Annotated in this window: 22 protein-coding genes and 4 tRNA genes; 13 read left to right on the forward strand and 13 right to left on the reverse strand. The window is 66.8% G+C overall.

Annotation, left to right across the window (positions count from 1 at the left end):
• Positions 1-13 precede the first annotated feature (13 nt).
• The 5 genes from AB0J91_RS25920 to AB0J91_RS25940 form a co-directional block, all read right to left on the reverse strand.
• Positions 14-1,849 carry a DUF87 domain-containing protein gene (locus tag AB0J91_RS25920; protein ID WP_363873638.1) on the reverse strand — a complete coding sequence of 612 codons (1,836 nt, stop codon included), beginning with the start codon at positions 1,847-1,849 and terminating at the stop codon, positions 14-16.
• Positions 1,846-2,886, reverse strand: a complete 1,041-nt coding sequence (locus tag AB0J91_RS25925) for a PrgI family protein (protein ID WP_363873641.1) — start codon at positions 2,884-2,886, stop codon at positions 1,846-1,848. The genes AB0J91_RS25920 and AB0J91_RS25925 overlap by 4 nt, the downstream gene beginning before the upstream one ends.
• 926 nt (positions 2,887-3,812) lie before the next feature.
• Positions 3,813-4,817, reverse strand: coding sequence for a hypothetical protein (locus AB0J91_RS25930; protein ID WP_363873644.1), 1,005 nt, complete (start codon positions 4,815-4,817; stop codon positions 3,813-3,815).
• A gap of 4 nt (positions 4,818-4,821) precedes the next feature.
• Positions 4,822-5,136, reverse strand: a complete 315-nt coding sequence (locus AB0J91_RS25935; RefSeq protein ID WP_363873647.1) for a pilin — start codon at positions 5,134-5,136, stop codon at positions 4,822-4,824.
• 110 nt (positions 5,137-5,246) lie between these two features.
• On the reverse strand, positions 5,247-6,140 hold the full coding sequence (locus AB0J91_RS25940) for a hypothetical protein (RefSeq protein ID WP_363873650.1): 894 nt from the start codon (positions 6,138-6,140) through the stop codon (positions 5,247-5,249).
• Between the two features lie 511 nt (positions 6,141-6,651).
• Here AB0J91_RS25940 and AB0J91_RS25945 point away from each other — a divergent pair.
• The 6 genes from AB0J91_RS25945 (at position 6,652) to AB0J91_RS25970 (ending at position 11,270) form a co-directional block, all read left to right on the forward strand.
• The gene (locus tag AB0J91_RS25945; RefSeq protein WP_363873653.1) at positions 6,652-7,074 is read left to right on the forward strand and encodes a hypothetical protein; all 423 of its coding nucleotides are present in this window, start codon (positions 6,652-6,654) and stop codon (positions 7,072-7,074) included.
• A gap of 11 nt (positions 7,075-7,085) precedes the next feature.
• Positions 7,086-7,487 carry a hypothetical protein gene (locus AB0J91_RS25950; RefSeq protein WP_363873656.1) on the forward strand — a complete coding sequence of 134 codons (402 nt, stop codon included), beginning with the start codon at positions 7,086-7,088 and terminating at the stop codon, positions 7,485-7,487.
• Positions 7,480-8,262: a DNA modification methylase gene (locus tag AB0J91_RS25955; protein ID WP_363873659.1), complete on the forward strand. Its 783-nt coding sequence runs from the start codon at positions 7,480-7,482 to the stop codon at positions 8,260-8,262. Before AB0J91_RS25950 ends, AB0J91_RS25955 begins: the two co-directional genes overlap by 8 nt.
• A complete protein-coding gene (locus AB0J91_RS25960) occupies positions 8,259-9,335 on the forward strand; it encodes a site-specific DNA-methyltransferase (protein ID WP_363873662.1) in 1,077 nt (358 codons plus the stop codon). The genes AB0J91_RS25955 and AB0J91_RS25960 overlap by 4 nt, the downstream gene beginning before the upstream one ends.
• 162 nt (positions 9,336-9,497) lie before the next feature.
• Positions 9,498-9,848 (forward strand): helix-turn-helix domain-containing protein, encoded by a 351-nt coding sequence (locus AB0J91_RS25965; RefSeq protein ID WP_363873665.1) that lies wholly within the window; start codon positions 9,498-9,500, stop codon positions 9,846-9,848.
• 87 nt (positions 9,849-9,935) lie between these two features.
• The gene (locus AB0J91_RS25970) at positions 9,936-11,270 is read left to right on the forward strand and encodes a tyrosine-type recombinase/integrase (RefSeq protein ID WP_363873668.1); all 1,335 of its coding nucleotides are present in this window, start codon (positions 9,936-9,938) and stop codon (positions 11,268-11,270) included.
• A gap of 49 nt (positions 11,271-11,319) precedes the next feature.
• Here the strand turns inward: AB0J91_RS25970 and AB0J91_RS25975 are convergent.
• The 4 genes from AB0J91_RS25975 to AB0J91_RS25990 all read right to left on the reverse strand — a co-directional run bounded on the left by AB0J91_RS25975 (position 11,320) and on the right by AB0J91_RS25990 (position 12,148).
• A tRNA-Val gene (locus AB0J91_RS25975) sits at positions 11,320-11,394 on the reverse strand.
• A 1-nt stretch (position 11,395) separates the two neighbouring features.
• Positions 11,396-11,467, reverse strand: a tRNA-Cys gene (locus tag AB0J91_RS25980).
• Between the two features lie 46 nt (positions 11,468-11,513).
• Positions 11,514-11,586 (reverse strand) — tRNA-Gly (locus AB0J91_RS25985).
• Between the two features lie 136 nt (positions 11,587-11,722).
• A complete protein-coding gene (locus AB0J91_RS25990; protein WP_093412952.1) occupies positions 11,723-12,148 on the reverse strand; it encodes an SsgA family sporulation/cell division regulator in 426 nt (141 codons plus the stop codon).
• A 952-nt stretch (positions 12,149-13,100) separates the two neighbouring features.
• Here AB0J91_RS25990 and AB0J91_RS25995 point away from each other — a divergent pair.
• The gene (locus tag AB0J91_RS25995; RefSeq protein ID WP_363873703.1) at positions 13,101-13,490 is read left to right on the forward strand and encodes a TIGR02611 family protein; all 390 of its coding nucleotides are present in this window, start codon (positions 13,101-13,103) and stop codon (positions 13,488-13,490) included.
• A 57-nt stretch (positions 13,491-13,547) separates the two neighbouring features.
• Positions 13,548-13,619: transfer RNA gene (locus AB0J91_RS26000), tRNA-Val, on the forward strand.
• 53 nt (positions 13,620-13,672) lie between these two features.
• Here the strand turns inward: AB0J91_RS26000 and AB0J91_RS26005 are convergent.
• Positions 13,673-13,954, reverse strand: a complete 282-nt coding sequence (locus tag AB0J91_RS26005) for a tyrosine-type recombinase/integrase (protein WP_363873671.1) — start codon at positions 13,952-13,954, stop codon at positions 13,673-13,675.
• 216 nt (positions 13,955-14,170) lie between these two features.
• Complete coding sequence (locus tag AB0J91_RS26010) at positions 14,171-15,130, reverse strand: CDP-diacylglycerol diphosphatase (RefSeq protein WP_363873673.1); 960 nt, start codon at positions 15,128-15,130, stop codon at positions 14,171-14,173.
• Positions 15,131-16,107: 977 nt separating this feature from the next.
• Here AB0J91_RS26010 and AB0J91_RS26015 point away from each other — a divergent pair.
• From AB0J91_RS26015 to AB0J91_RS26025, 3 genes are all read left to right on the forward strand, one after another.
• Complete coding sequence (locus AB0J91_RS26015) at positions 16,108-17,523, forward strand: hypothetical protein (RefSeq protein WP_363873676.1); 1,416 nt, start codon at positions 16,108-16,110, stop codon at positions 17,521-17,523.
• A gap of 204 nt (positions 17,524-17,727) precedes the next feature.
• Positions 17,728-19,185, forward strand: a complete 1,458-nt coding sequence (locus tag AB0J91_RS26020; RefSeq protein ID WP_363873678.1) for a hypothetical protein — start codon at positions 17,728-17,730, stop codon at positions 19,183-19,185.
• A gap of 117 nt (positions 19,186-19,302) precedes the next feature.
• Positions 19,303-20,700: a hypothetical protein gene (locus tag AB0J91_RS26025; protein ID WP_363873681.1), complete on the forward strand. Its 1,398-nt coding sequence runs from the start codon at positions 19,303-19,305 to the stop codon at positions 20,698-20,700.
• A 56-nt stretch (positions 20,701-20,756) separates the two neighbouring features.
• Here AB0J91_RS26025 and AB0J91_RS26030 read toward each other — a convergent pair whose 3' ends face one another.
• Positions 20,757-21,629: a helix-turn-helix transcriptional regulator gene (locus AB0J91_RS26030; RefSeq protein WP_363873684.1), complete on the reverse strand. Its 873-nt coding sequence runs from the start codon at positions 21,627-21,629 to the stop codon at positions 20,757-20,759.
• A gap of 128 nt (positions 21,630-21,757) precedes the next feature.
• Between AB0J91_RS26030 and AB0J91_RS26035 the strand changes: the two genes are divergently transcribed.
• The gene (locus AB0J91_RS26035) at positions 21,758-22,663 is read left to right on the forward strand and encodes an SDR family NAD(P)-dependent oxidoreductase (RefSeq protein ID WP_363873688.1); all 906 of its coding nucleotides are present in this window, start codon (positions 21,758-21,760) and stop codon (positions 22,661-22,663) included.
• A 43-nt stretch (positions 22,664-22,706) separates the two neighbouring features.
• Here the strand turns inward: AB0J91_RS26035 and AB0J91_RS26040 are convergent, their stop codons facing one another.
• Positions 22,707-23,063 (reverse strand): VOC family protein, encoded by a 357-nt coding sequence (locus AB0J91_RS26040; RefSeq protein ID WP_363873691.1) that lies wholly within the window; start codon positions 23,061-23,063, stop codon positions 22,707-22,709.
• Positions 23,064-23,145: 82 nt separating this feature from the next.
• On the opposite strand from AB0J91_RS26040, the gene AB0J91_RS26045 reads away from it, so the two are divergent.
• A partial coding sequence (locus tag AB0J91_RS26045; RefSeq protein ID WP_363873694.1) for a hypothetical protein occupies positions 23,146-23,384 on the forward strand: 239 nt, incomplete at its 3' end.

Raw genomic sequence — 23,384 nt, forward strand, 5'->3', positions numbered from 1 at the left:
ATTCCTCCTAACCTCAGTCGAGAAGAAGGTCTTGCGAGCTGCCGATATCAGCGAATTCGCCTGCCTCGTCGGAGTATTCGGACAACGAGGCCAGCTCGGCAGGGTCGGTCGTGATCAAGTTGTGCTCGCCGTCGGAGGCGATGGCCTGCATTGCGACCCGCTGAGTCCCCGTCGACAACAAGCCCTGGCCCGTACCGGCCGACAGCAGGAACTGCCGTTCGCCTTCGGACAAGGCGAAGCTGCGGACGACGTCGTCGATGGCTTGCGGTGCCTGGCGCAGCAGGATCTGGGTGGCTGCGTTGGCGATCACGGCCTTGCCGAGATCCGTACCGAGGACATCCCCGACGTCCTGGGTCGCCACGGTGAGCCCGGCCCAGTGTTTGCGGGCGGATTTGGCCATGCGCCACAGGAATTCGGCCCCTGCCTGTTGCTGCATGAGCAGCCAGGCTTCGTCGACCACGCACAACCTCGGCCGGCAGGTAGCCGGGTTGGACACGCGGCGCCACACCGTATCGAGGGTCAGCAAGGTGCCGGCGGGTTTGAGTTCGTCGGGCAGGTTCCGCAGGGAGAACACCAACAGGTGGCCCGCCGGGGGCGCCGTTGTAGGGCCGTCGAACAACCCTCGGAACGCGCCGTCGGTGAACGGCTGCAACCGACTGGCCAGCTCGCGGGCGGTGTCGCCGCCGAGGTGGGCGAGGACAGCACGGAGGTCGGACAGCAGCGGTGCGGGCCGGGTCCAGGTGCGGGCATCGTCGGTGATCCCGGCCTGCTGGTAGGTCGTGGTGACCGCCTGGTCCAGCACAGCCCGTTCGTCCGCAGTCAACGGCTGTCCGAAAAGAATAGACAGAAGGGTGTGGATGAACAGGCTGCGGCGGGTGACGGCATCGGCTGGTGCGGAGCGGCGCCCGTCCGGGCGGGTGTGGATCGGGAGGTCGAGGGGGTTGAGGTGGATGCCCTCGGTGCCGAGGGGGAAGTAGGTGCCGCCGACGGCGGCGGCCAGGCGGGCGTACTCGTCTTCCGGGTCGATGATGGCGATCTCGACGTCCCGGTACAGGCTGCGGAGCGCTTCGAGCTTGACCAGGTAGCTCTTGCCTGCTCCGGAGCGGCCGAGGATGACCGAGTTGTAGTTTTCGCAGGCGAACCGGTCCCAGTGCACCAGTCCCTGACTGCCGAGGTTCCAGCCGTAGAGCACCCCGGCTGCGGTCGACGCGGAGGTGACATCCGGGGGCGGAAGGTCCGGGCTGGTGAACGGGAACGCCGCCGACAGGGCTGCGGTGTCGAAGGTGCGGGTCATGCCGATCTGGTCCAGGCCCATCGGCAACGCCGTGATCCACCCCTGCAAGGAGCGGTAGGTGGTGGGTTTGGCGTCCATGAGTAGCGACGCGGTCAACGCGCGGAGCGCGCCGATCTCTTCGACGAGTTCCTGTTCCGAGGCTGCGTGCACGGTCAGGTACAGCCCCAGGCGGAACAGGCGGCCTTCGCCGCGGGCGAGCCGGTCGGAGAGGTCGTAGGCGTCCTCGGTGGCCGCCTCGACCTCCGGGTCCTGCAACCGGCCGTGGGATGCGCTGTGTCGGCGGCCGGATTCGAGCTTGCCGAGCTGCTTGCGCAACCGATCGGCCGCGATGCGCGGGTCGATCGGTTCGACGTGCAGCGACACGTCCAACCGGCCCGGATAGGTCAACAACGGTTGCAGCCAGCCGGGATGCACTTCGCGTGGGTAGCCGGTGACCGCGAACGAGGCGACCCAGTCCTGCCCGATCTGCAGGTGCCGCGGGTGCACCTCGATCGCGTCCGGCGCGAAGGCACTCGCCGCCGCGGGTGGCTGGCGACGCTTCTTGGTGGTGTTCACGAGAAGTCCTCCTCGGTATCGAGGTCCCAGTCCGAGCCAATGGGGGTGGTGATGACCTCGCCGGCGCCGGCCATCTCCGCCGAGGGCGGCAGCGGGCTGCCCGGATTGGTGGCGGCCGACAGCACAGCGGTGGCCTGGGCGGCGTCCAGCGGGGTCACGCTGATGCCCGCGGGCGAGAGCAGTTCGGTGGCCTCGCTCATCCGCCGCAGCAGCCGGGAGGCCGCAGCCTTGCGCGCTCCGTCCGACGGCTGATCACCACCGCTGCGCGGGCGACCAAAGCGGCGGCGCCGGGTCAACGAGTCCTGGCCGGTGATGCGCACCGGTTCACGGACCACAAGGAGGATCTGCCGCCGGAGCAGGTCGGCCTGCTGCCCGAGCTGGGCGAGGTAGTCGGCGTGATCGAGCGCGGCGGACTCCAGCGCCGGGTGCGGCAGACCGGCGGCGCGGTCGCGTAGCTCGGCGATTTGGCCGGAGAGGTCGAGGCGTTGGGCGCGGACGAGGATCTGCACGCTCGCGCCGAGGCTGTGCAGGTACCGGCCGAACGCTGCAGTCAGTGCTTCCTGCTCGGCCGGGGTGCGTAGCGCGAAGTTCACCGTCGAACACGCGGCCACCAGTGCCACGCCGTCGTCGCCGAGATCGACGATGCCGGCTTCGGCGACCCCGTGGGCGGGCAGGTCGAGCCCGCCCGCGGCGACGTCTTCGTGCCCGTGGGCCACCCCGGACAACCACTCCGGCACCTCGGCGGGCTGCTGGCCGGACGCGACCCGTCGACGCGGTTGCAGACGCTGTCGCAATGCGGCCAGCAGCAGCCGGTCCAGGGTGACGCCGTCGCGGCGCAGCACGACCAGCGCGGTCACCGCGCCCCCGATCGGGACCGCGACGGCGACGTAGGCGATCACCGGAATCACGACGCGAGTTGCCTGCCAGCCGCCGTAAAGCAGCAGGCCGGTCACCGCCATCACCGCGACCTGGCGGGCGGTGAAGCCGGCCAGAATCCGGTCCTCGCGGTCGACGTCGGCGGGAATCCGCACGCTCACCGCGGATCACCTCCTTTCCTTCCTGTGTTGGGCCGGGGCGGGTGGAGCTTCGGCAGGTTCAGCGGCAACTCCTGCTGACGCGGCCCCGGCCGCTGTGGCGGTGGCGGTGCCTGGGGCTGACTGCGGGCTGGCTTGCGCGTGCGCTGCATATTCAGCGGGAGCTGGTACTGCCCGTCCCGGCCGACCCGGGGCTTGTTCTCCGGCCACTCGCCATCGGCGGGCAGCTTCGTCTGTCGCCCCCGCGTTGCTGGACGGGTCGGTTTCGGCGGCTCCGGGGGTGGCGCGGGTCGCCGCACTCGCTGCACCTCGATCGGCAGTCGGTATTGCCCATCGCGGCCGACTCGTGGTTTGTTCTCCGGCCATTCCCCGTCGAGCGGGAATTGCATCTGTCGGCCACGTGGTCCCGTCGAGGACTTCCGCTCCGGGGGCGGCTCCGGAGCCGGTTTCGGCTTGGGTTGCCGCTGCACATTCAGTGGGAGCTGGTACTGCCCGTCCCGGCCGAGCCGCGGTTTGTTCTCCGGCCACTCGCCGTCCAATGGAAGCTCCAACTGCTTGCCCTGCTGGGCTGGGCGAGAACGCGAGGACGGTTGCGGCGCCGGTCGCTGTTGGGTCGGTTTCCGCACTCGCTTGACGTTCAGCGGCAACATGTACTGCCCGTTGGAAGTGGCCCGCGTTGTGGAATACGGGTCCGGCGGCTCGGCCGATTTCTTACCGCCACGGGAGCGAGCGGCCTTTCCTCCACCACTTCCCAGTCCCCCGAGGAGACCGAAGGTCTTGTAGGATGCGAATCCCCGGACGAGACTGCCGACCAAAGAGCGGCCTCCTCCGCCGCGCAGAGATCCGAGAATCCAGAAAGGAATCTTGATGAGGACGTAGCACAAGGCGAGTGCGACCAGAAACTGAATCACAGCACTTCCCCCTTGTTGTTAGTTGAACAGAGTGATGCTGCCGGGCCAAAAGAAGAGCTTGATTGCCGCGACCAAGGCGAGCGATTGACCAACTTGAATGGCCATCACCCCGGCGAATGCCTTCCACCACCAAAACGCGATGCCTTCTGTTTGCGGAAGCGCGTGACACATCAGCAAGATCGGGGCACCCGCGAGCAGAATGATGGTCAGAGTGACGCGGACGATGTAGGTCAGCAGAACCGCGACGAGCATGACGATGAGAGCGAGCGCGATAAAAATGACAAACAGCCCGCCTCCGTCGAGATCACGCATCAATGTGTCGGTCATCGCGCGAGCCGCAGTCTCCGGGCTTAGCTGGTCGCCGAGGACTGCGCGCGAGAGTGCGTTACCGATCTCGATAACCTTGCCGCCGAAGAACAGCGACAGGTTGGACGCGAGAAACCCGACGATCACCCGGGGTAGGATTTCCTTGATTGAGTGGCGGGTCTGCAGGGTTTCGTGGGCCATGACGATAATTCCGGCCACCAGGACGAGCGTCGCGTAGACCGCGATGACGATCTGCTGCGAACTACCCCATACCTGTCCCATGACCGGCAGTTGGTCCAACTGAGGCGTGACCAGCAGCGACTTCGCGAGCAGGTCCAGCAGGCTGTTCAAACCGGGCGTGACCAAATCGCGGAAGAACGACTCGATCGCATCCGACACGCAGGCCGGAATGTCGGTAAACCCGCACGACGACTCCTGGGCCGGAGCTTGATGGGGGTTCGATTGATTTCCGGGCGGCTGGTTCGCCGGAGGCACCGGAACGGGTTGGGGAATGCAGTTCGGCCCTTGGCACGGCGGAGGAGGCGGCGCGGGAACGGGTGCGGACGGAGCAGGTGGCGGCGGGGCAGGCTGGGCGCTCGCGGCACCGGTGAAGACCAGCCCCGCCGCCACGACGAGCACGAGCAGGGTGGCCACCGCGGTGCACACGCGGCCCAGGCGGTGGCCCGCCCCCGAGGTGGAGTACGCGGTGGCCGACATGGGATCAAGCCCCCACGATTCCGCGCAGGATCTCCACGACCAGCGGAGCCAGCGCCGCCAGGGCGTAGCCGAACCCGGCGGACTTGAAAGACTGCTTGGCCTTCTCGACCTCGCCCGGGTCACCGTTGGCCAGCACGTAGCGGACGCCGCCGATGGTGAGGAACACCGTGGCCAGCAGGGCGAGCAGACCCATGATCCAGTTCCGGATGTTGTTGAGAACGTCCTCGATCCGCGCGGCCTGCGCGAGGACATGGGTGGTCTCGGCGACCGCGGGCATCGAGATCGCCAGCAGCCCGGCGGCGGCAAACCCGGCGATCATCAGCAGCCAGAGACCACCGCGTCGGGATAGGCATGAGGCAGACAAGAAGCGCATCAGAGAGACCTCCAGAGAGCGCGTGCGAGGCAGCGGGAGTGCGAAGCGGGTAGGGCTCACCCGCGTCCCTGAAGTCCGGAATTCGGGGCCTGATCGGTCGCTGGGCCACCGACTTTTTTCGCTACGCTCTGCGACTGGCCTGAGTCCTCGATCTGCTCGTCGGGGGACAGTCGCACCGCGGCGGTATCGCCGGTCGGATCACTGTCGCCAGGACTCGCGTCGGACCCCGCGAGCCAGGCGACGAGTCGGTTCTCGGCCCGGCGGCGGATGCTGCGCAGGCCCTCGTAGGCCAGCCCGGGATGATGCGGCCAGTCGGCCAGCTCGACGCCATCCAGACGAGTCGCGCCGATCAGCTCAGCCTCGGTCCGGGTCAGGACCCCGACCTCGACCGCGCGGGCCAGGACCAGATCGGGATGGCCGGCTGGGGGTTTGGGTTCGCTGGAGTGGAACCCCGGCGGCTTCGGGGTCGGCCCGTCCATCCCGTCCAGCAGCGCGCAGTGCCCGGCACGGTAGGCGGCCCACCGCAGCCGGATGGTGATCCGCCCCTCGGTGAGATCCACGGTCTGCAGCGCGTCGAGGAACCCGCGCAGCACCTCGGCGTGGATGTCGCTGGGGTCGTCGGCGTAGCGCTCGGTCAGCCGGGCCGCCAGGGAGGTCAGCATCGGCAGCGCCAACCCAACCGCGGTAATCGTCCACGTGCCGCCCTCGACACGGGCGCGGCTGATCACGTGGGTCCAGACCTCGTCCCACACCCGGCGGGGGCAGCCGTGGGCCAGCAGCAGGTCCCGGAGTTCGTTAACCGGGATGATCCGGTCCGGAAGATGGTCGAACAGGCGGCCGTCCACAGCCACCGGGTAATCGCCCGCAGTCAGCCACCCGAAGGCTTCACGGGCGGCATCCAGTGGGTTGCCCGGCCACTCTTCGCGCTCGGAGTAAGTGGGGAGAACCATTGCTCGGCTCCTCTCGAACGGCGGTTGGTGACGCCGCCGAGAGGGCCAGGCGAGGAACAGCGCAGCGCACGGTTCCGCACTAAGACGAAACTAAGATGATCTTCCTGTTCCGAAACAAGGAGATCATCTTCTGATCGATTTCAAGATCACGACATAGATGAACAGCAAGCCGGTGTGCTGCGGTGTTAGTCATATGCTGTTCCGCTGCTGCCACCTCAAGCAGGCGGAGAGACGGAACAAGAAAAGGGATCTTGAGAAGTTTCCGGAGCAATCTTGAACAACGGCCGCCACGGGACCGTTGACGCCGGCCAGCCGCCGCGACTGTCGATCTTCACCAGCGCACCACGAGATCAACAAGCGTCTTGGAGGAACCGGAGACGCCAGTGACGCTGGGTGTCGGTTCCGGTCGAGGGATGACGAGAAAATCTTGGCCCGTCGGCGACCGATCGGGGCCGTTTTCGCGGACTTCAGGGGTGTCCTTGGCAAGACCGACCGATCACCGGAGCACTCGATGCCTGCCCTCCCGCTCCCGGAGGTACCGCCTCCTGACACCCCCGACGACCACGGGCCGAACCCCCGCGTCGGGTCGGCCCGCGAACGCACCGGCTCGCCGGTGTCGGCGACGGTGCGGCTGTGTCTCGTCGACCCCGCCGCGGACGCGGACGAGATCGTCACCGCCGCCGTCTCGATGATCACCACGACCTACACCGCGCCCGGCGACCGGATCATGTTCGTCGACGGAGAGGCCCCCGCTACGAGCCGGTCCCGACGCGTCGGGACCGGCTCGTGGAGTCCGTCCTCCGACTCGGCCGCGGCGCGACCACCACACCGGACCACCGCACTCACGGCGATCATGGGTCCAACACGGCGGGTGGGTGTCTGCCCGGCGCCCGGGAGTCCGAATCCGGACTCGGACCGCGGTCCGGCGGCCTAGCCGAGCCGGTCGTGAACCCGACCGATCAGCAACCGCTCGACCAGTCGCCCGGTTCGGGTTCCGACGGCTTCGGGTTGATCATCGCGGGCTGGTCCGACCAGCCCGCGGACCCATTCGCGATGGCCGACTGGACACCGGTGCTCGCCCCTGCCGGCACCGCCGTCGTACTCACACACAGTAGCGATCAGCACCAAGCGCGAGTCGGCCATTCAGGGCAGTTGTCGCGGGCCGCGGCATTGGCCGGTTTGATCTTGACCGACCGGCTGATCCTGGCCCATCAACCCCCGTCGCGCACTCGGCTGGCAAGCCGGCGCAGCTTCCGGGCAATCGCCCTCGGCGGCCACCGCCGCATCCACACCACCGCCAGCGTCTTCCGCCGCTCGACCCAGTCCACGGAGGACGGTCATGCCTAAGGCCCTCCTGCGTCCCGCCAGCGTTTGGGACACCGGCCACACCACCCCAGCTCGGCAGATCGCGGACCGGCACGTCGGGGCCACCCGCGCCGATACCGCCCTGACCCCGGACGTCGCGCGGCAGATCATCACCACCTACACCGCCCCCGGCGACGCCGTCTGCGACCCGAACCCAGGACCGGGACTGGTCCTGGCCGAAGCCCTCCGGGCAGGCCGGGACGCGATCGGCCTCCCCGCCGAGCCCCGGTGGGAATCCGCCCTGGAGGCCAACCTCGACCTTGCCCGCCTCGCTGGCCCGGTCGGCACCGCGACCCTGCTGGACAGCGTCGACGACCCCCGCGCCGCCGAACTGCCGGGCGCCGTCGACCTCGTGCTCACCGGCCTGCGGCACACCCCGGCCAGCGACCCCAGCCAGGTGCTCGTCGGGTTGTATGAGGACCTAGATGCCGCCGCCGACTGGGTCTGGCCTGGCGGGCACATCGTGATCACCTGCCGCCCCTGGCGGCGCCACGGAAGGCTGCTCGACCTGCCCGGCAAAGTCGGCGACGCCGCCGACGCAATCGGCCTCGTCCCTGCCGACCACTGCATCGCTCTGACAGCACCTACTCGAGGAGATCGGGTGCGCCCGAGAATCGTCACCCGCGCGGGGCACCTCCCGGAAAATACCGATATTCACGGCCGTACCACAGCCATCTCGGCCCATCTTGACGTGCTGATTTTCCGACTTCCCAACACCGCACGTCGTGAAGAAACTCCGCAGCGAGGTGTCGCGTGAACAGTCTCTACTATCGTGACGAGACCATCGAATTGCATCTTGGTGACGCGCTTCAGGTCATGGCATCACTTCCCAGCTCTTCGGTGGATTGTGTCGTCACCTCGCCACCCCACTGGGGATTGCGCGATTACGGAACCGCAGTTTGGATCGGCGGAAACCCGGATTGCCGACACACCTTGGGGACCACACCCCATCAACGCCGGACTACCAAGAAACGGGCATCGTGGTGGCTTCATTCGAGCGTGAACAAGAACTGCAGGAAGTGCGGTGCTCTTGCGCACGATCGACAATATGGTCTGGAACCAACCATCGATGACTACATTGATCGACTGCGAGAGGTGAGCGCGGAAACCTGGCGCCTTCTCACACCACGGGGAACCTACTGGCTCAACGTCCGGGACAGTTTCAGCTACCAGAACAGCGGCACAGGAAACACGCGCAGAATCACGGCCGACGCGGGATCCGCGGTGGTGCGTCACAAGAGCCTGATGGGTATTCCGTGGCGGACTGCTCTTGCTTTGCAACAAGATGGGTGGATCATTCGCAACGCGATGGTCTGGCACAAGCCCAACGCCATACCGGACCCGGCATCAGATCGCTTCTCCTCACGCTACGAGATGGTTTTCCTCTTGGTCAAGCAGCCGGACTATTACTTCAACGCAGCCCACGCGCTCGAACCGTTGTCACCGAACCGTCCAGAGCATCGGAAGAACCATCGCGGAGGCAACAAGCCGCACACAATCCGATCGCCCTGGAAACCACGAGGGACCGGGAAGAACGTCGGAGACATCTGGTCGATATCCACGCGACCACTACCGGAGGCGCATTGCGCCCCATTTCCGGTCGACCTTCCACAGCGTTGTATTGCGGTCGGCTGCCCTGAAGATGGCGGTGTCCTTGACCCCTTCTCGGGAGCAGGAACTACCGGCCTCGCCGCCCGACGACTGGGCCGGTCCTTCCAGGGAATCGATCTGCGGGCCGATTACCACGACATCTTCCTGCGGCGACTCCAGCAACAGAACGGGCGCACCGAGCTCAACGACGAAACGAATCCGGGAGCCAGCGTTGCTTGAAACCAAGGTGTGTGCCGCCAGCAACACGAGTTTTCCCCCAGCACAACGACGTAACCAGAAGGCTGTGCAGAGGTGTGTGACGCGGCAGTCGCGACTCAATCCAGTCCGCCGGCGTTACGCTTCCCGCCGCGACGCTCGCGACAGGGTTGAGGGGGCTGCCACATGAACCCGCACGATCCGCTCGCCGATGCCGCTACTCCGGACGCTGACACGATCCCGGCAGCGACGGAACTTGCCTCGGCGGCTCGTGAACTAGCTGGCGCCGTCCGCGCACTTGCCGAACATGCGCCGCATGACCCCGATGCATTGCTCACTGCGGAACAGCTCGGAGACCTCCTGCGGCTATCACCACGCACGTTGAAGGAGCAGGCAGCAGCCGGGCTCATCCCGCACCGCAGGTTCGGGAAGCACTACCGGTTCAGCCGCGAGGACGCCGCAGAAATCGTACGGCTCGCCAGGAAAACACCCGCGCCTCAGGGGCAGGGGAAAGGGAACGGGTTTCGGGCGGCCTGACCCGGGCACAGCCCCACACAAATGTCCACCCCGGCACGTCTGCCGAGGTGGCTTCACAAGAGGGAAAGAGCAAGGAAGGAAGTGGTCATGGCCTACGGCCAACAAGACGACAGTGGAGGATGGCGCGCCCGGTTCAAGCGCCCTGACGGAACCTGGGGCAGCAAGTCCGGGTTTCCCTCCGAGAGAGCGGCCGAGAACTGGGGCAACGAGCAGGAAGCACTGATCCGCCGGCACATGTGGATCGACCCTCGCGATGGCGAGACGCCGTTCGGCACGTTCGCACGCGAGTTTCTCGATGCCTTAGCGCCACGGCTGGAGCCCAGCACTCTCGCCAAGTACAAGTCCCACCTGGATTCGCAGCTGCTACCGCAGTGGTCAGCGTGGCCACTGATCGGGATCTTCAACAACTACGTGGAGATCGAGAAGTGGGTGTCGGAGCTCCACGATGACTACGCAGATTCGACCGTGGCGTCCGTTTTCGCAACGTTTTCCACGATGTTGAACGCAGCCGTCAGAGCCCGTTGCATGCCAGCCAACCCGTGCTCGGGGATCCGAGTCACCTCCGGTGCCTATGAGTCAGATCGGCTGGTCGCGAACCCAGTCCAAGCTCTCCGCGCCGCTATGCGCCTGCACACCACCGCTGGGCTGTCGGGGGTCGTTCTTTGCCTCATGGACCTCTACACCGGGGCACGCTGGAGCGAGCTGGTCGGCCAGCAACGACATGAGTACGACCGAGAAAACCGAGCGATCTGCATCCAGGAACCACTCAAGGAGATCGGTGGGAACCTGTTCAAGGGGGGCCGCCGAGTCGGGCCTGGAGGTGCGCTCGAAGGCACCATCCCAGCATCGGCTTCACAGCGTCCGAAGCGACGGGGAAAGGCGGCTAAGAGGGGACGAACGAAGAGCCCGGCCGGGACCCGGTGGGTACCGCTGCCGCCTGGCATTGCCACGGCGTACGAGACGCTGATGCACTCGCACGACAGCCCTTGGGTGTTCTGCACCCCGGACCGAGCACCACTTCGCCGGTCGAACTTCCGGCAACGCTGTTGGCGTCCCGCGTGGGACGGGGTGCGGCCAGACGAGCCCCGACACAGTAGGCACGCCCCGGCGATCTTGTCCGATTTCAGCTTCCACGAAGGCCGGCACAGCCACAACACGTGGTTGACCGAGGACGGGGTGCCCGAGGTCGCTCGCCGAGCCCGACTTGGGCAGAAGATGAAGGGCATTGCCCGGGTCTACGACCACGTCACTCCGGCGATGACTAAAGACCTACTTCAGTCGTTGGAAACGCGTTGGGTGAAATCCGTCGCCTCGCTGTCGGTCGCTGAACGCGCGCAACTCCTGCTGTGGATCCCGCGGCTTCGAGCCAGCCTGGCCACCGATGAAGACCTAATCGCCATTTCATCGCCATTCGCAAGCTAAAACGGCCCCGCCCCTTGGAGGAGCAAGGCCGCTGACCTGCATAAAGAATTGGTGCGCGATACTGGGATTGAACCAGTGACCTCTACCGTGTCAAGGTAGCGCTCTCCCACTGAGCTAATCGCGCGAGGCGGAGGCGGGAATCGAACCCGCGTACAGGGCTTTGCAGGCCCTTGCCTAAGCCACTCGGCCACTCCGCCGGACTCCGCATCCACACCAAAGCCGGCTGGAACGCCAGAGAACCAGAGCGGATGACGGGACTCGAACCCGCGACCCTCACCTTGGCAAGGTGATGCGCTACCAGCTGCGCTACATCCGCCTGCTGCGACATCCCGGCCCGGTTTCCCGGGCCTGTCCGCCGCGTTGCAATGAACTCTAGACCACGCCCAAGATCGGGATCAAAGGGGGGTCCCCACTCCGCCTGGTCGCAACCGGGCAGAGCGGTTCTGACCTGATCAGCCCATGTCGAAGGGCAGCAGGCGGGTGAGCGCGTCGTCGACGTCGACCCACAGGTTCTCGTTGCCGGGGACCACCACGTCGTAGGTGCGGTCCAGGAAGTCGGCGAGTTCCTGCGCCGAAGCCTCGAACACGGCGTGGCCGGACGGCGAGCTCAGCTCGATGGCGACGACCTCGGGATCGTCGACCGCCGGGCGGATCGTCACGTCGCCCTCGCCGGCGTGCGCGATCAGGCCATCGGCCAGCAAGTCGCGGGCGAAGACCCATTCGACCCATCCAGCGCGGCCCGTGCGGAACGCGGCCACGACGGCGTACGGGTCCTGGGTGTCGTAGCGGAGTTCGACCTGGACCGGCACTGCGGGCGCTTGCGGAGCCAGCAGATCGAACACGGCCGTAGAACGGAGTGTCACGTGATCATTACGCATTGTCCTCCCCTTCCTGCTCCCTCCCGGTCCGTTTATCGACCGAGCAACACAGTTGTGACGCCTCATCGGGCAGATTTACTCGCGACTCCCGCATAGATCACCCGGTCGGGCCACGCCCGAATTCGCTGGGCGACCAAGCGAGTGCACTCCGTGGTCAAAACTCCGGGGTCGGGGTGGTCGCCGGCTCCGGCCGATCCTCTTTCGATCGGACGGGCCCGTCGCCCACGCCGGAGACTCGATCCGTCGCGAACTCTCCCGATCAGAGCGGCCGGCCCAAGGGACCCGCCTCGCCCAGTGACAACCGTCGTTACTTTCTGTAACTAGGTCAACTGTGTCCGAGCCCGGCCTGCAGATCGGTCGCTCACGCCCGGTGAATACCGCCTCCGCGTACCGGCTGACCACCGGGTTCACGCTTCGTCGGGTTCGCCTGACGTGACTCAAGAATAAGCGACGAAGGGCCTTCGCATTTTCCCGAAAACGCCTCGGATGAGATGTCCACCACGAGATGTCACCGGATCGGGCTAATGGTCTTCACCGCGTTGGTTACAGCGCACGCACAGCACCGAACGCGCGGTCGAGAGGCGGCTCACAGTGTGACCAGGATCGAAGACTCGCCACAGAGTCCAAAGACCCGGCTTGCGACGAACCGGACAATGATCCCAGTCACAATTCAGTCACGGCATCAACCGACGAGCACCCGTCTGTCCGCTTGACAGCAAACCGCTGTTCACCGGGCCCGGGAACAATGGTCGGTTGCCGACTCGTCGGCGCTGTGACCCACCGCACCACCGGTAGCCGACCCCGACCGTATCCTGAGCACGCGAGCCGACGAACAGCCTTTAGGTGGAGAGCCCTGAACGATCACACCGAGCCGGAAGCCCGACAGACCGGTACGGCACCGGGCGACCACGAGCACCCCAAGCACCCGCGCCTGCACGCGCTGCGTGAGCGCCTGCACGGTTACCGAGCGTACGTCCGTCGCCGCCGGACCCTGAACATCACCTACCGCGTCGTGCTCGGCACGATCGGCACGGCGATCCTCATCGCAGGACTCCTGATGATCCCCTACCCGGGACCGGGATGGCTGGTGGTCTTCGCCGGCCTCGGCATCCTCGCCACCGAGTTCCACTGGGCGCACCGGGTCAACATGTTCGCCAAGCGGCACTACCAGCGATGGGTCCACTGGCTGGGCCGCCAGAACCTGGCCACCAAGCTCACGATCATGGCCGCCACCGGCCTGGTCGTCGTGGTGACGCTGTGGCTGCTGGGCATGTTCGGCACGATCGGCGGCTGGCTCGGCCTGCGCTGGACGTGGTTGGCCTCCCCCCTGTTCGGTCCCTAGAAACGATCGTGTATTGTTCTTCTCGTCGCCGGGAACGGCGAACGAACAACAGAACAAGGGCGATTAGCTCAGGGGGAGAGCGCTTCGTTCACACCGAAGAGGTCACTGGTTCGATCCCAGTATCGCCCACAGAACGAAGACCCTGGTCAGAACTCCAACCGGAGAAATGACCAGGGTCTTCTTCATTCCCTCACCGAGCCAAGAGGGAGCAGAAAGGAAGCATCTCGATCAGCGGCTGGGGTTCGTCGAAATTCCTCCATCTTCACCGCCATCGTCCCGGAGAGCATCGAGAATCCGATCTCCCCATCAGTGCGTCGGGTGTAGAGATCCAGAGTGGTCGACGACCGCTCGTGCCCGAGCACGCGCTGAACCACGTTCACGGGAACACCGTCGTCGACGAGCCACGTGACGTAGGAGTGCCGGAGAGCGTGGGACTTCAGCCCGCCGGAAGCCAGACGCGCCACGGCCTTGACCGCATGAGCCTCACTCGGGAACTTCTGCCGCTGCCGCTCCCCGTCGGGTCTTGCCAGGTGCCCAGATAGAGGCATCGCCCTCTTCGGCGATCCCGCCGAGCAAGCCTGCCCGAACCAGCGTCGGGCGCCACACTCGCGAACGGAAGACCGTCCGCCGGTGCGGGTTGCCCGCCATTTCTGCGGCCTTCGCTGGCAGGTGCGCTGTATCTAGTTGTAGACGAGCAAGAGGTCGCAAGTACCCGTACCCCCCGGCGAGCCAGGAGGAGTAACGAGGTCGGGCTGACTGTTGAGCACGTAGAATCCGCGGGTGCCAATGCTTCGGGGCGTTACAATTAGTGTTTGCTTCCCCATCTGCGTTTGTCCCACCATATTCCGCAAGGTCCGGAAAAGATTATCATTCATCAAGTCGTTCAGCGTGATGCGAAGTGCGCGGTAGGAACGGGTCGCGAGTGCGGGCGGGTTAAATTGACGGTCCAACCCGGTGACCTGAACGATCTGACTTCCCCAGCTCGCCGTATTTCTGGTGATCATATTGTCGACAGCATTGAGTTGACCTTGAACACCTGAAAGAATTCCAGCCATGTGAATGTGCAGCTGATTAAACCGTCGGCGTTCTGCGGAATTAATCCCCAGCCCAATATTGGGAAACATCACCGGGACCTGACCCCCCGGGCGAGCGTTATCCCACGCGTCGGACCAGTAATTCGGTGCGCTCGTTGTCGAGATGAACGGGCACTCTATTCCCCTTACTCGGCAAGTTGGAAGCAGTAGAAAATCATGAGCGTTCATGGGGTCGCCATATCGCACTACATAGGTTGAGGTCACTCGCAAGCAGTCCGACGGAGGAGGCGTTGTTCCGGTGCAGCGCTGGACATCCAGCCACAATGGGTCCGTGTCACTGGTGGAGCCGCACTGCGTGGCCATCGCAGGAGGTGGACAGTTGGGTGCACCAGGCGTAGTGGGTGCACCAGGCGGAGTGGGTGCACCAGGCGGAGGACACGGGGGTGGGTGCTCCGGTGCCGCGAGACCCGGGCTTGGCCTCAGTAGGCCCATGAGGCTGGCAGCCCCGGCAACTCCAGAGATCCTGACGAACTGTCGCCGAGCCATCTTGTCAGGTTTTTCGTTGTGACTCACAAAACCAACCTCCGAGTCGATAACCAACCCCATATAAGGATGAAAACGGCAATGCGCAGGTGCACCCAGGAAGACAATTTGCGCAATCCAACCTCAAGCTCATATTATTTTGTTCATAGGGCGCCCGCCTGCTCTCAGCAGTCACCTCATCGACTGAACTTCTTGCATTAGATATTCGAACTCATGAACGCAGCGATGCACCGGCGCTCGCCTGTCCTGCGACGGACAAAGATGTTGTGGACCGCCGGATCAGAAGCAGCCATGTCGATGGGTCGCAGGATTGGCGTGATCACGGATCAATGGTGACCGATTGTTGCCGCCACGAGGCTCGACGAGAAATGGTGCGGCGACATCACCAACCTGCCCTTGGGGCGTCCAATACACCAGCGCCGAATTCGGCCGCGTCTGCGACCAACACGGCATCCGGCGTTCCACGGGCAGGGTCGGCTCCAGCTACGACAACGCGATGGCCGAAGCGTCCTTCGCCACCCTCAAACGCGAACTACTCGCCCCCGGACGCACCCTCTGGCGAACCGAATCCCAACACCGCACGACATCTCGCGATGGATCGCCTACTACAACCACCACCGACGGCACTCGCACTCCGCCACACACAAACCCCATCCACCAACAACACCACACCACCACCGCTGCAGTTGATCTGCACGCGGCATCAAAAACCCGGCGTCCACACCCATGGGGAACCCCAGGCCATCGATCGTGGACGGTTCGGACCAGAACTGTCCCGTGGTGACCATCGCGGAACTCCCGGATCACCTGGGAATCGTGAACTTCTTACAGGTTTCGCGTTCTGGTGTCGCACCGATCAGGCGAGGAAGCGAAACGCTTCCGCGTCGAAGGCCGTAACACGGACTTGTGAACATGAAACTCTGCCCGCGCTGCCGCTGAGATCAGTGCGGATCATCGCGGGTATGGCCCAGGCGAGCGCTGAGCGGCGAGCAGGAAGGACAACCCGAACCTGGTCGAGGCACGCACGGCCGGCCGCGGTCGTGATCACGTCCGCCGTGGCCGGGGCGCTGCTGTTCCTGATCGCCCGTCGCGGCCTCGGGGACGACGCCTACATCACCGTTGTTTACGCCCGCAATCTCGCGTTCTCCGGGCACTGGGGAATCATTCCGACCCAGACGGCGAACACCGCGACCTCTCCGCTGCAAGTCTGGTTGCTCGCGCTCCTCACGGCGGGCACCGGTGCGCCGGTCATGGCGGTGGGGCTGCTGCTGGTGATCACGACGGCCGCCTCGGGCTTCTGGCTCCACCGGATCGCGGGGCTGACCGGACTGCCGCGACGGGTCCTGCCCCTGCTCGGGGTGGCGCTGCTGGTGTCGAACCCGCTGCTGGCCTCGACGGTCGGCATGGAGACCTACCTCGGGATCGCGCTGCTGATCGCGTTGGTGCGGCACGCGCTACCGGGGAACTGGGTCGCCACGGGTGTCGTGGCCGGAGCGATGATCCTGACCCGCCCCGACTTCGCGATCATCGACCTGGCCGTCGTGCTGACCATCTCCTTGTCTCGTCGTCGCGCGCTGCGCAGCGCACTGGTGGCCTTGGCGATCGCCCTGCCGTGGCACGTGGTGAGCTGGTTCGCCCTGGGGTCGGCGCTTCCGGACACGCTCCTGACCAGGATGGACGAGTCCTGGGGCACGACGTACGCCACCGGGCTCGCGTGGTACTTCCAGCACTGGAGCGCGGCGACCGGCGTGACCGTCCTGCTCCTGCTGTCCGGGCTCGCGGCCGCGTGCTGGGCTTGGTCGGTGCGGGCGAAACGCGCCGGTCCTGCCCAGGCGACGCTGGGCTTCGCCGCCGGCGGTGCTGCCCACGCGATGGCGTTCGCGCTGCTCGCACCGCCACCCGCCCACTGGTACTACGGTCCGGCCGTCGCAGGGTTCGGGCTCGCTTCAGCGGTCGCGGTGTCGGCCCTCGTGCGGCAGCGCGGCAGCGTCGTTCTCGGCGTCGCGACGCTGCCCGTGCTGGGCGCGCTCTGCGTCGACCTCGGGCACGGGCTTCCGTGGACCACGGCGCCCATCAACGGCAACTGGGCGACCGCGGCCCAGTACCAGCGCATGGCCGAGACGATCTCCGCTGAGAGGCCCGGCTCGACGATCGTGAGCCCCGCCGAGGTGGGAACGCTCTCCTACTTCTGCGAATGCCGGATCGTCGACGACCTGTCCGATCCCGGCCGCACCGCGGAGCACATCTCCGAGCAGCTCGACCGGGCCGGACCGGTGACGCGAGCGTTGCTGTCCATCAACTACCTGCACCGAGCACCGGCTGAACCGATTCCCGCCGAACACCGCATGGAGTGGGAGAACCAGCCCGTTGACGGACCCGACCAGTGGCCGGCGCAGCTGCCCACCGACCCGGACGCTCAAGTGCGGATGCGGCTCGTGCCCTTCCACGCGCCGTGAACGGCGACCACCGCGAGGTGGCGAATCGGTTCGGACCAGAACCGTCCCCTGGTGACGATCGCGGATCTGAGAAAACGTGAACATATCGGCGGTTTCGCGTTCCCCGGGGAAGGCGATCACCTTTCGCGTGGTTGTTGGTCGGAAAGCCGCAGGCATACGAATGCGCATGCGGTCTAGCCCCACCCGCGCTGCAACTCTTCGCTCATGATTGCTACGGGTCCTTCGGTCATGCGCTCCGAGCGACGAACCGACCCGGCGCAACGAGATCGCCTGGAGTGGTGGGCAGCCGGTTTCGGCGCCGCGGCCGGCGCGGGTCTGATCCTGCTGGCGCATCGGGCGCTGGCCGACGACGTCTGGATCACCCTGACCTACGTGCGCAACCTCGCCGAGCACGGGCACTGGGGCCTGATGCTCGACCAGACCTCGAACACGCAGACCTCGCCGTTGAACGCCTGGTTGCTGGCCGGGATCTTCTGGGTGATCAGGAGCCCCGCGGGCGCGGTCGGGGTGTTGCTGGCGGTCACGCTCGCGGTCACCGGCTGGTGGTCGGCGCGGCTGTCGCAGCGGATCGGGGCTTCGGCCGCGATGCCGTTCGCGGTGGTGGCGCTGCTCGTCAGCACACCGCTGGTGGTGTCCACGATCGGGCTGGAGACCTACCTCGGGATCGCGATGCTGGTCGGGGTGGGGCACCACGCCCTCGCGGGCCGGTCCGGGGCGACCGGAGTGCTGTGGGGTCTGGCGGTGCTGTGCCGGCCCGATCTCGTGGTGCCCGCGGGTGTGCTCGTCGTGGTGCTGCTCCGGCGGCAGCGGGTTCGCGCGGCCGCGATCGGTGCGCTGCTCGCCCTGCTGTGGCACGTGTGGTCGTGGTTCCACATCGGCGGGTTCGTCCCGGACAGCACGTTCATCAAGGTGTCCGAACCCGGTTCGCACACGATGCTCACGGCGCCCCTCGGGCTCTTCGCGCGCTTCTACCCGGTGAGCACCGCGCTCACCGCCGTCACGGTCGGAGCCGGGCTCTGCGGCGGGATCTGGGCTTGGCACCACCGCCGATCGGCCTGGGCGCGGGTGGCGCTGGCGTTCCTGCTCGCGGGGTGGGCGCACTGGGCGGCGCTGCTGAGCATCGGCGCGTATCCGCAAACCTGGTACTTCGCGCCGCTGGTGGCTTGTTCCGCGCTGACCGCGTCGATCGCCATCGCCCGGATCGATGGCGTGCTCTGCTGCGCGGGAACCGCGCTGCTCGCGGCGTTCTCCCTCGTCTCCGCCGGTCTGGCGCCGTGGGCGGCGATGCCGCTGGTGTTCAACATCGCGCGCAGCGGCCAGTACCTGGCGATCGGGGCTGAGATCCCCGCGCTCACCGGCGGCAACCGGGTTCGCGGACCCGGCGAGATCGGGGCGCTCGCCTACGGTTCGGGCGGTCTGGTGGTCGACCACTTCGGCGACCGGGGACTGTTCAAGATCCTGCTCGACCAGCGGAGCGGGGCCGCGGGCGAGGACCTGCTGCGGCTGAACTGGCTGCACCAGCACCACGCGAGCCCGCCGCGGCTCGACTACGAACTCCACTTCGCGTCGCTCCTCCCGGACCCGCCCGGCCAACTCGTCAAGACCTGGCAGGTCGACCTGCCCGCCCGGGGCCCGGACCAGCTGGTACTGGTCAAGCGCTAGGACGCTCCACCTCGGGGAGTTCGACTCTCGCGGCGCCGTTTCCGGTGTTGCGAGGACTCCGCGGGACGGCTCTCTCTATGATGCGGCGAGAAACGCTGCAGGCGGAGGAGATCCCCGGTGAGTGACGACGGAAACCAGACCAACCCCTGGCACTGGTACGAGTACGAAGTCGGACTGGCCGGTGAGATCGCGCGCGCCTGCGTTCGCTCCCTGACCTCGTTCCTGATCGGCCTCGGATGCGCGTTCGCGCTGATCATGGGGATGGGCTTCCTCGCCGAAGAGGACCTGCTCGATGATCCCGGCCTCGAGGAGGCCGTCGACCACCTCAGCCGCATGAGCATGGGCGTTCTGCTGGCGTTCGTGCTGGTCGTGTGCGCCGCTGGTGCGGTGGCCAGCTTCCTGCGGGAGTCGACCACGTCCAAGGCGATCGTCAACGCGGCCGAGCGGGGCGCATCCCGCTACGCCGTTCCTTCGCCCGACCAGGTTCGGTCCGTCACCGGGAAACCCGCGGAGGCGCTCGCCTTCTTCGGATGGGCGAACGCGGCCCTGGCCGGCTTGCTGGGGGTGATCGGGCTGATCGTGGTGCTGGTGGACGGCGACGCCGAGAGCGCGGTGATCTTCTCCCTCATCACCGGCTACGCCTTGATCATGGCTTTCGTCGGCTATGCCAGCACCCATCTGCTCACCCCGGCCCACGAACGTCGCCATGCCCGGATCGCCGCGCATTGGAGTTCGAACGACGAAGGACACGCCTGGAAGCCGGCGAAGCAAGCTCGCCGTGACGGTGCGGGCAAGAAGACCCCGTCCAGGCCGTCGATCGCGAAGCGGTGCCTCTACGGCGCCGCGGGTCTCTGGCTCGGGGGTGTCCTCGCGCTGCAGATGTCGGTGTTGACGCGCTGCGCGGGCTCCCCGGGGACCACGAAGTACGAGTGCGAGGAGACCACCTACTCCTCGCCGATCGAGGCCCTGATCGCCGGGGGCGTCTGGATCTTCGCGGTCCTGATCTCGTTGGGCCTGCTGCTCGCGGCCATCGGCGTGCTGTTCGACTGGAGGCAGCGCGGGTCCGAACGTGCCGAGCTGCGCACGAGTTTGGCCGACCCGAGCTCCGACCGCCCTGCCGAGGACCTGCTGGCCTACCACTCGCAGCGGCAGACGCATCCGCTGGCGCTCGTCGGCGCGACGATGTCCGGGGCGGGCCTGGTGTTCAGCACGTCCTCCTACCTGGTCGGCCGCGGTCTGGGACTGGGTTCGGAGGAGGTCTTCGCCCCCCATCGCACCGAATCGCTCGTCGGGATGGTCGTCTCGGTGGCCTTGTTCGTCGCCGCCCTGCTCGGCACCGGCATCGTCAACGTGCGCGGTCGCGAACTCCGCAACGCCCTCATGGAGCGCTGGCCCTCGTCCCCTTCCTGGTCGGCCGATGGAGACGGGAAGGTGCGGCGCGCCAAACGCGGCCCCGCCCTGCACGGCTCGCGCGAGGTCAAGGTCGGCAAGAACAAGACCTCGGACCCGCGGTGACGCACCCTTTCGGACGGCGCTGGCTCAGCGTCCGCTGAGCAGGCAGCACGTTGCCCTCATGCTGGGCCACCGGGGCTCGGAACCCGTTGCGGCGCAGAGCGGGTGGTCTGGCCGCAGGTGACGCGGAGGAGGTCGAGTTTTCCCGCGTCGGTGGTTCCGGTTGCCGCCGTGTAGGTGACCATGCGGAGGTCTGCGCCCGGGGACAGGAGAACGTCGCAGTCAAGCCTGATCTCGCCGACTTCGGGGTGGTGGATCGTCTTCTGCTCGCTCGTGTGCTGAGCAGCGGACTCCGTGACCCAGTGGTGTGCGAAGGCTTCCGATTCCGCGCGGAGGTCTCGGATGAGGCGGTTGAGCCGGACGTCGGCGGGATAGCGGGAGACGGCGTCTTTGAGGTCGGCAACGATCGACGCTTCGAAGACGTCGAATCCGCGTTCCGTCTCCACCGGCGGCAGGGTTGGGCCATCGCCGAACAAGGCTCGGGCGAGGTTGCGCTGCTCGACCGGGATCGCGGAGGGATCGCCGTTGAGCGCGCACCACATGGCGTTCCACCACACCAGCGTCCAGTCCGCCGTGAACACGCCGATCGGGACGTCGCCCAGGCGCGCGGCGAGCCGCTGGATGCTCGCGGGAACGTGGGCGCTGATCGTGCCGTCCTGCGGCGGCAGGAGTCCGGCGCTGCGGTAGAGCTGGTCGCGTTCGCCCCGGGAGAGCTGCAGGGCCCGGGCGAGGGAGCCGACGACCTGGGCGGAGGGGTTCTTCGCGCGGCCCTGCTCCAGACGCAGGACGTAGTCGACCGAGAGCCCGGCCAGCTGTGCGAGCTCCTCACGCCGCAGTCCGGGCGCACGCCTGCCGCTCGTCGCGGCGAAGCCGACGTCGACGGGTGAAAGGCGGTCGCGCCAGCCGTGGAGGAGCTCGCCGAATTCAGACATGAGTCCATTCTGGTGGCGCAGCGATCGTTGAGCCTGGGTACTGCGAGTCCTAGGGACGTCCAAGTCACTGGCGGACCGCGGCGAGCACGAGGAAATTCGGTGTGCACCAACCAGCGAGGGAGCCTTCCGTGCAGCACACCACCGTGATGACCGGCGCGAGCCGCGGTATCGGCCGGATCGCCGCCGAGCACATCCTGCGCCAGTCGCCGGACACCCATCTCGTCGTCGTCGCCCGCGACTCCGCCGACACGCAGTTCGGCGGCAACGTCTCGTACGTCGTGGCGGACCTGAACTCGCTGAAGAGCGTCCGATCGGCCGCTGCCGAGATCCGGGACCGGCTCGATCGCGGTGACCTGCCACCGCTGCGCCACTTCGTGGGCAACGCGGGCATCCAGCACACCAACGACCTCACCGAGAGCCCGGAGGGGATCGAGTCGACGTTCATGGTGAACGTGCTCGCCAACCACGTGTTCGTCCGCACGCTCGAAGACCGCTTCGCCCGCAGCGGCCGGATCGTGGTCACCGTCAGCGACACGCATTTCGGCGATCTCAAGCACAACATGGGCATGGTGCCCGGCCCTGCGTGGGACTCACCCGGTGTCCTCGCCCGGACGCGTGCCTTCCCCAATCCCGAGACCGCAGCCGCAGGGCGTACCGCGTATTCGACCAGCAAGCTGGCCGCGATCTACCTGGTGCACGAGTACGCGCGCCGCCTGCCTGCCGGGGTCGACGTCATCTCCTACAACCCGGGGTTCGTCCCCGGCACCGGTCTCGCCCGCAACGCTGGTCCCCTTGACCGCTTCCTGATGCGCAGAGTCCTGCCGCTGCTGGCCTTCACACCGTTCGGCACCCACCGCGACGATGCGGGCCGCTACCTCGCCGAGGTCGTCCTGGGCAGCACGCAAGCCCCGACCGGCTCCTACGTCGACCGGGACGAGGCGACCCGCTCGTCGGCGGAGTCCTACCACCCGCAGCGCGAACACGAGCTTTGGGACGCCGCCGAACGACTCATCGCACTCGATCTGGCGGAATGACGTGCATCGGCTCGGCTTCGGGAAGCGCCTCGAGAGCGCTGGCTCAGCTCCCGCTGAGCAGGCAGAACTCGTTGCCCTCCGGGTCGGCGAGGACCACCCAGGTGACGTCGGATGGCTGGCCGACGTCCACGCGGCGGGCGCCGAGGGATTCCAGGCGCCGCAGTTCGTCAGCGGTGGAGCGGTCCTCGGCGCGGAGGTCGAGGTGCAGGCGGTTCTTGATCGTCTTGGGCTCGGGCACCTCGAAGACGTCGATGCGCGGCCACGCGCCGTCCGCAGGGCCGATGGTGATGCCGCCCTCCTCCCGATCGACGACGTGCCACCCGAGCACGTCGCACCAGAAAGCGGCCACCTTCTCGGTGTCGTGGGCATCGATGGCAACAGCGGCCAGCCGACTGGACATGCGCCGAGTATGACCAGCGGACCAGGGGATCGCACTCGAATTCCGTTGCGGCAGGCGCGCGCGGGGTCGAATGATGTCGGGCATGGACGAGATCGTGATCCGGAGCGCCGGCCCCGACGATGTGGTGTTCCTCGAGGACATGCTGGTCGAGGCGGCGAACACGCCGAGCCACCCCGGCCGGAGCCGCGCTGAGACGCTCGCCGAACCGGCCGTCGCGCACTACGTCGAGGGGTGGCCGCGCGCTACCGATCTCGGAGTGGTGGGGGGGCGCGCCCCCCCCCCCCCCGCGGGCGCCGGGCAGCCGGAAGTAGACCCAACGGA

Source organism: Saccharopolyspora sp. NPDC049357 (genome assembly GCF_040677225.1).
Classification (GTDB): domain Bacteria; phylum Actinomycetota; class Actinomycetes; order Mycobacteriales; family Pseudonocardiaceae; genus Saccharopolyspora.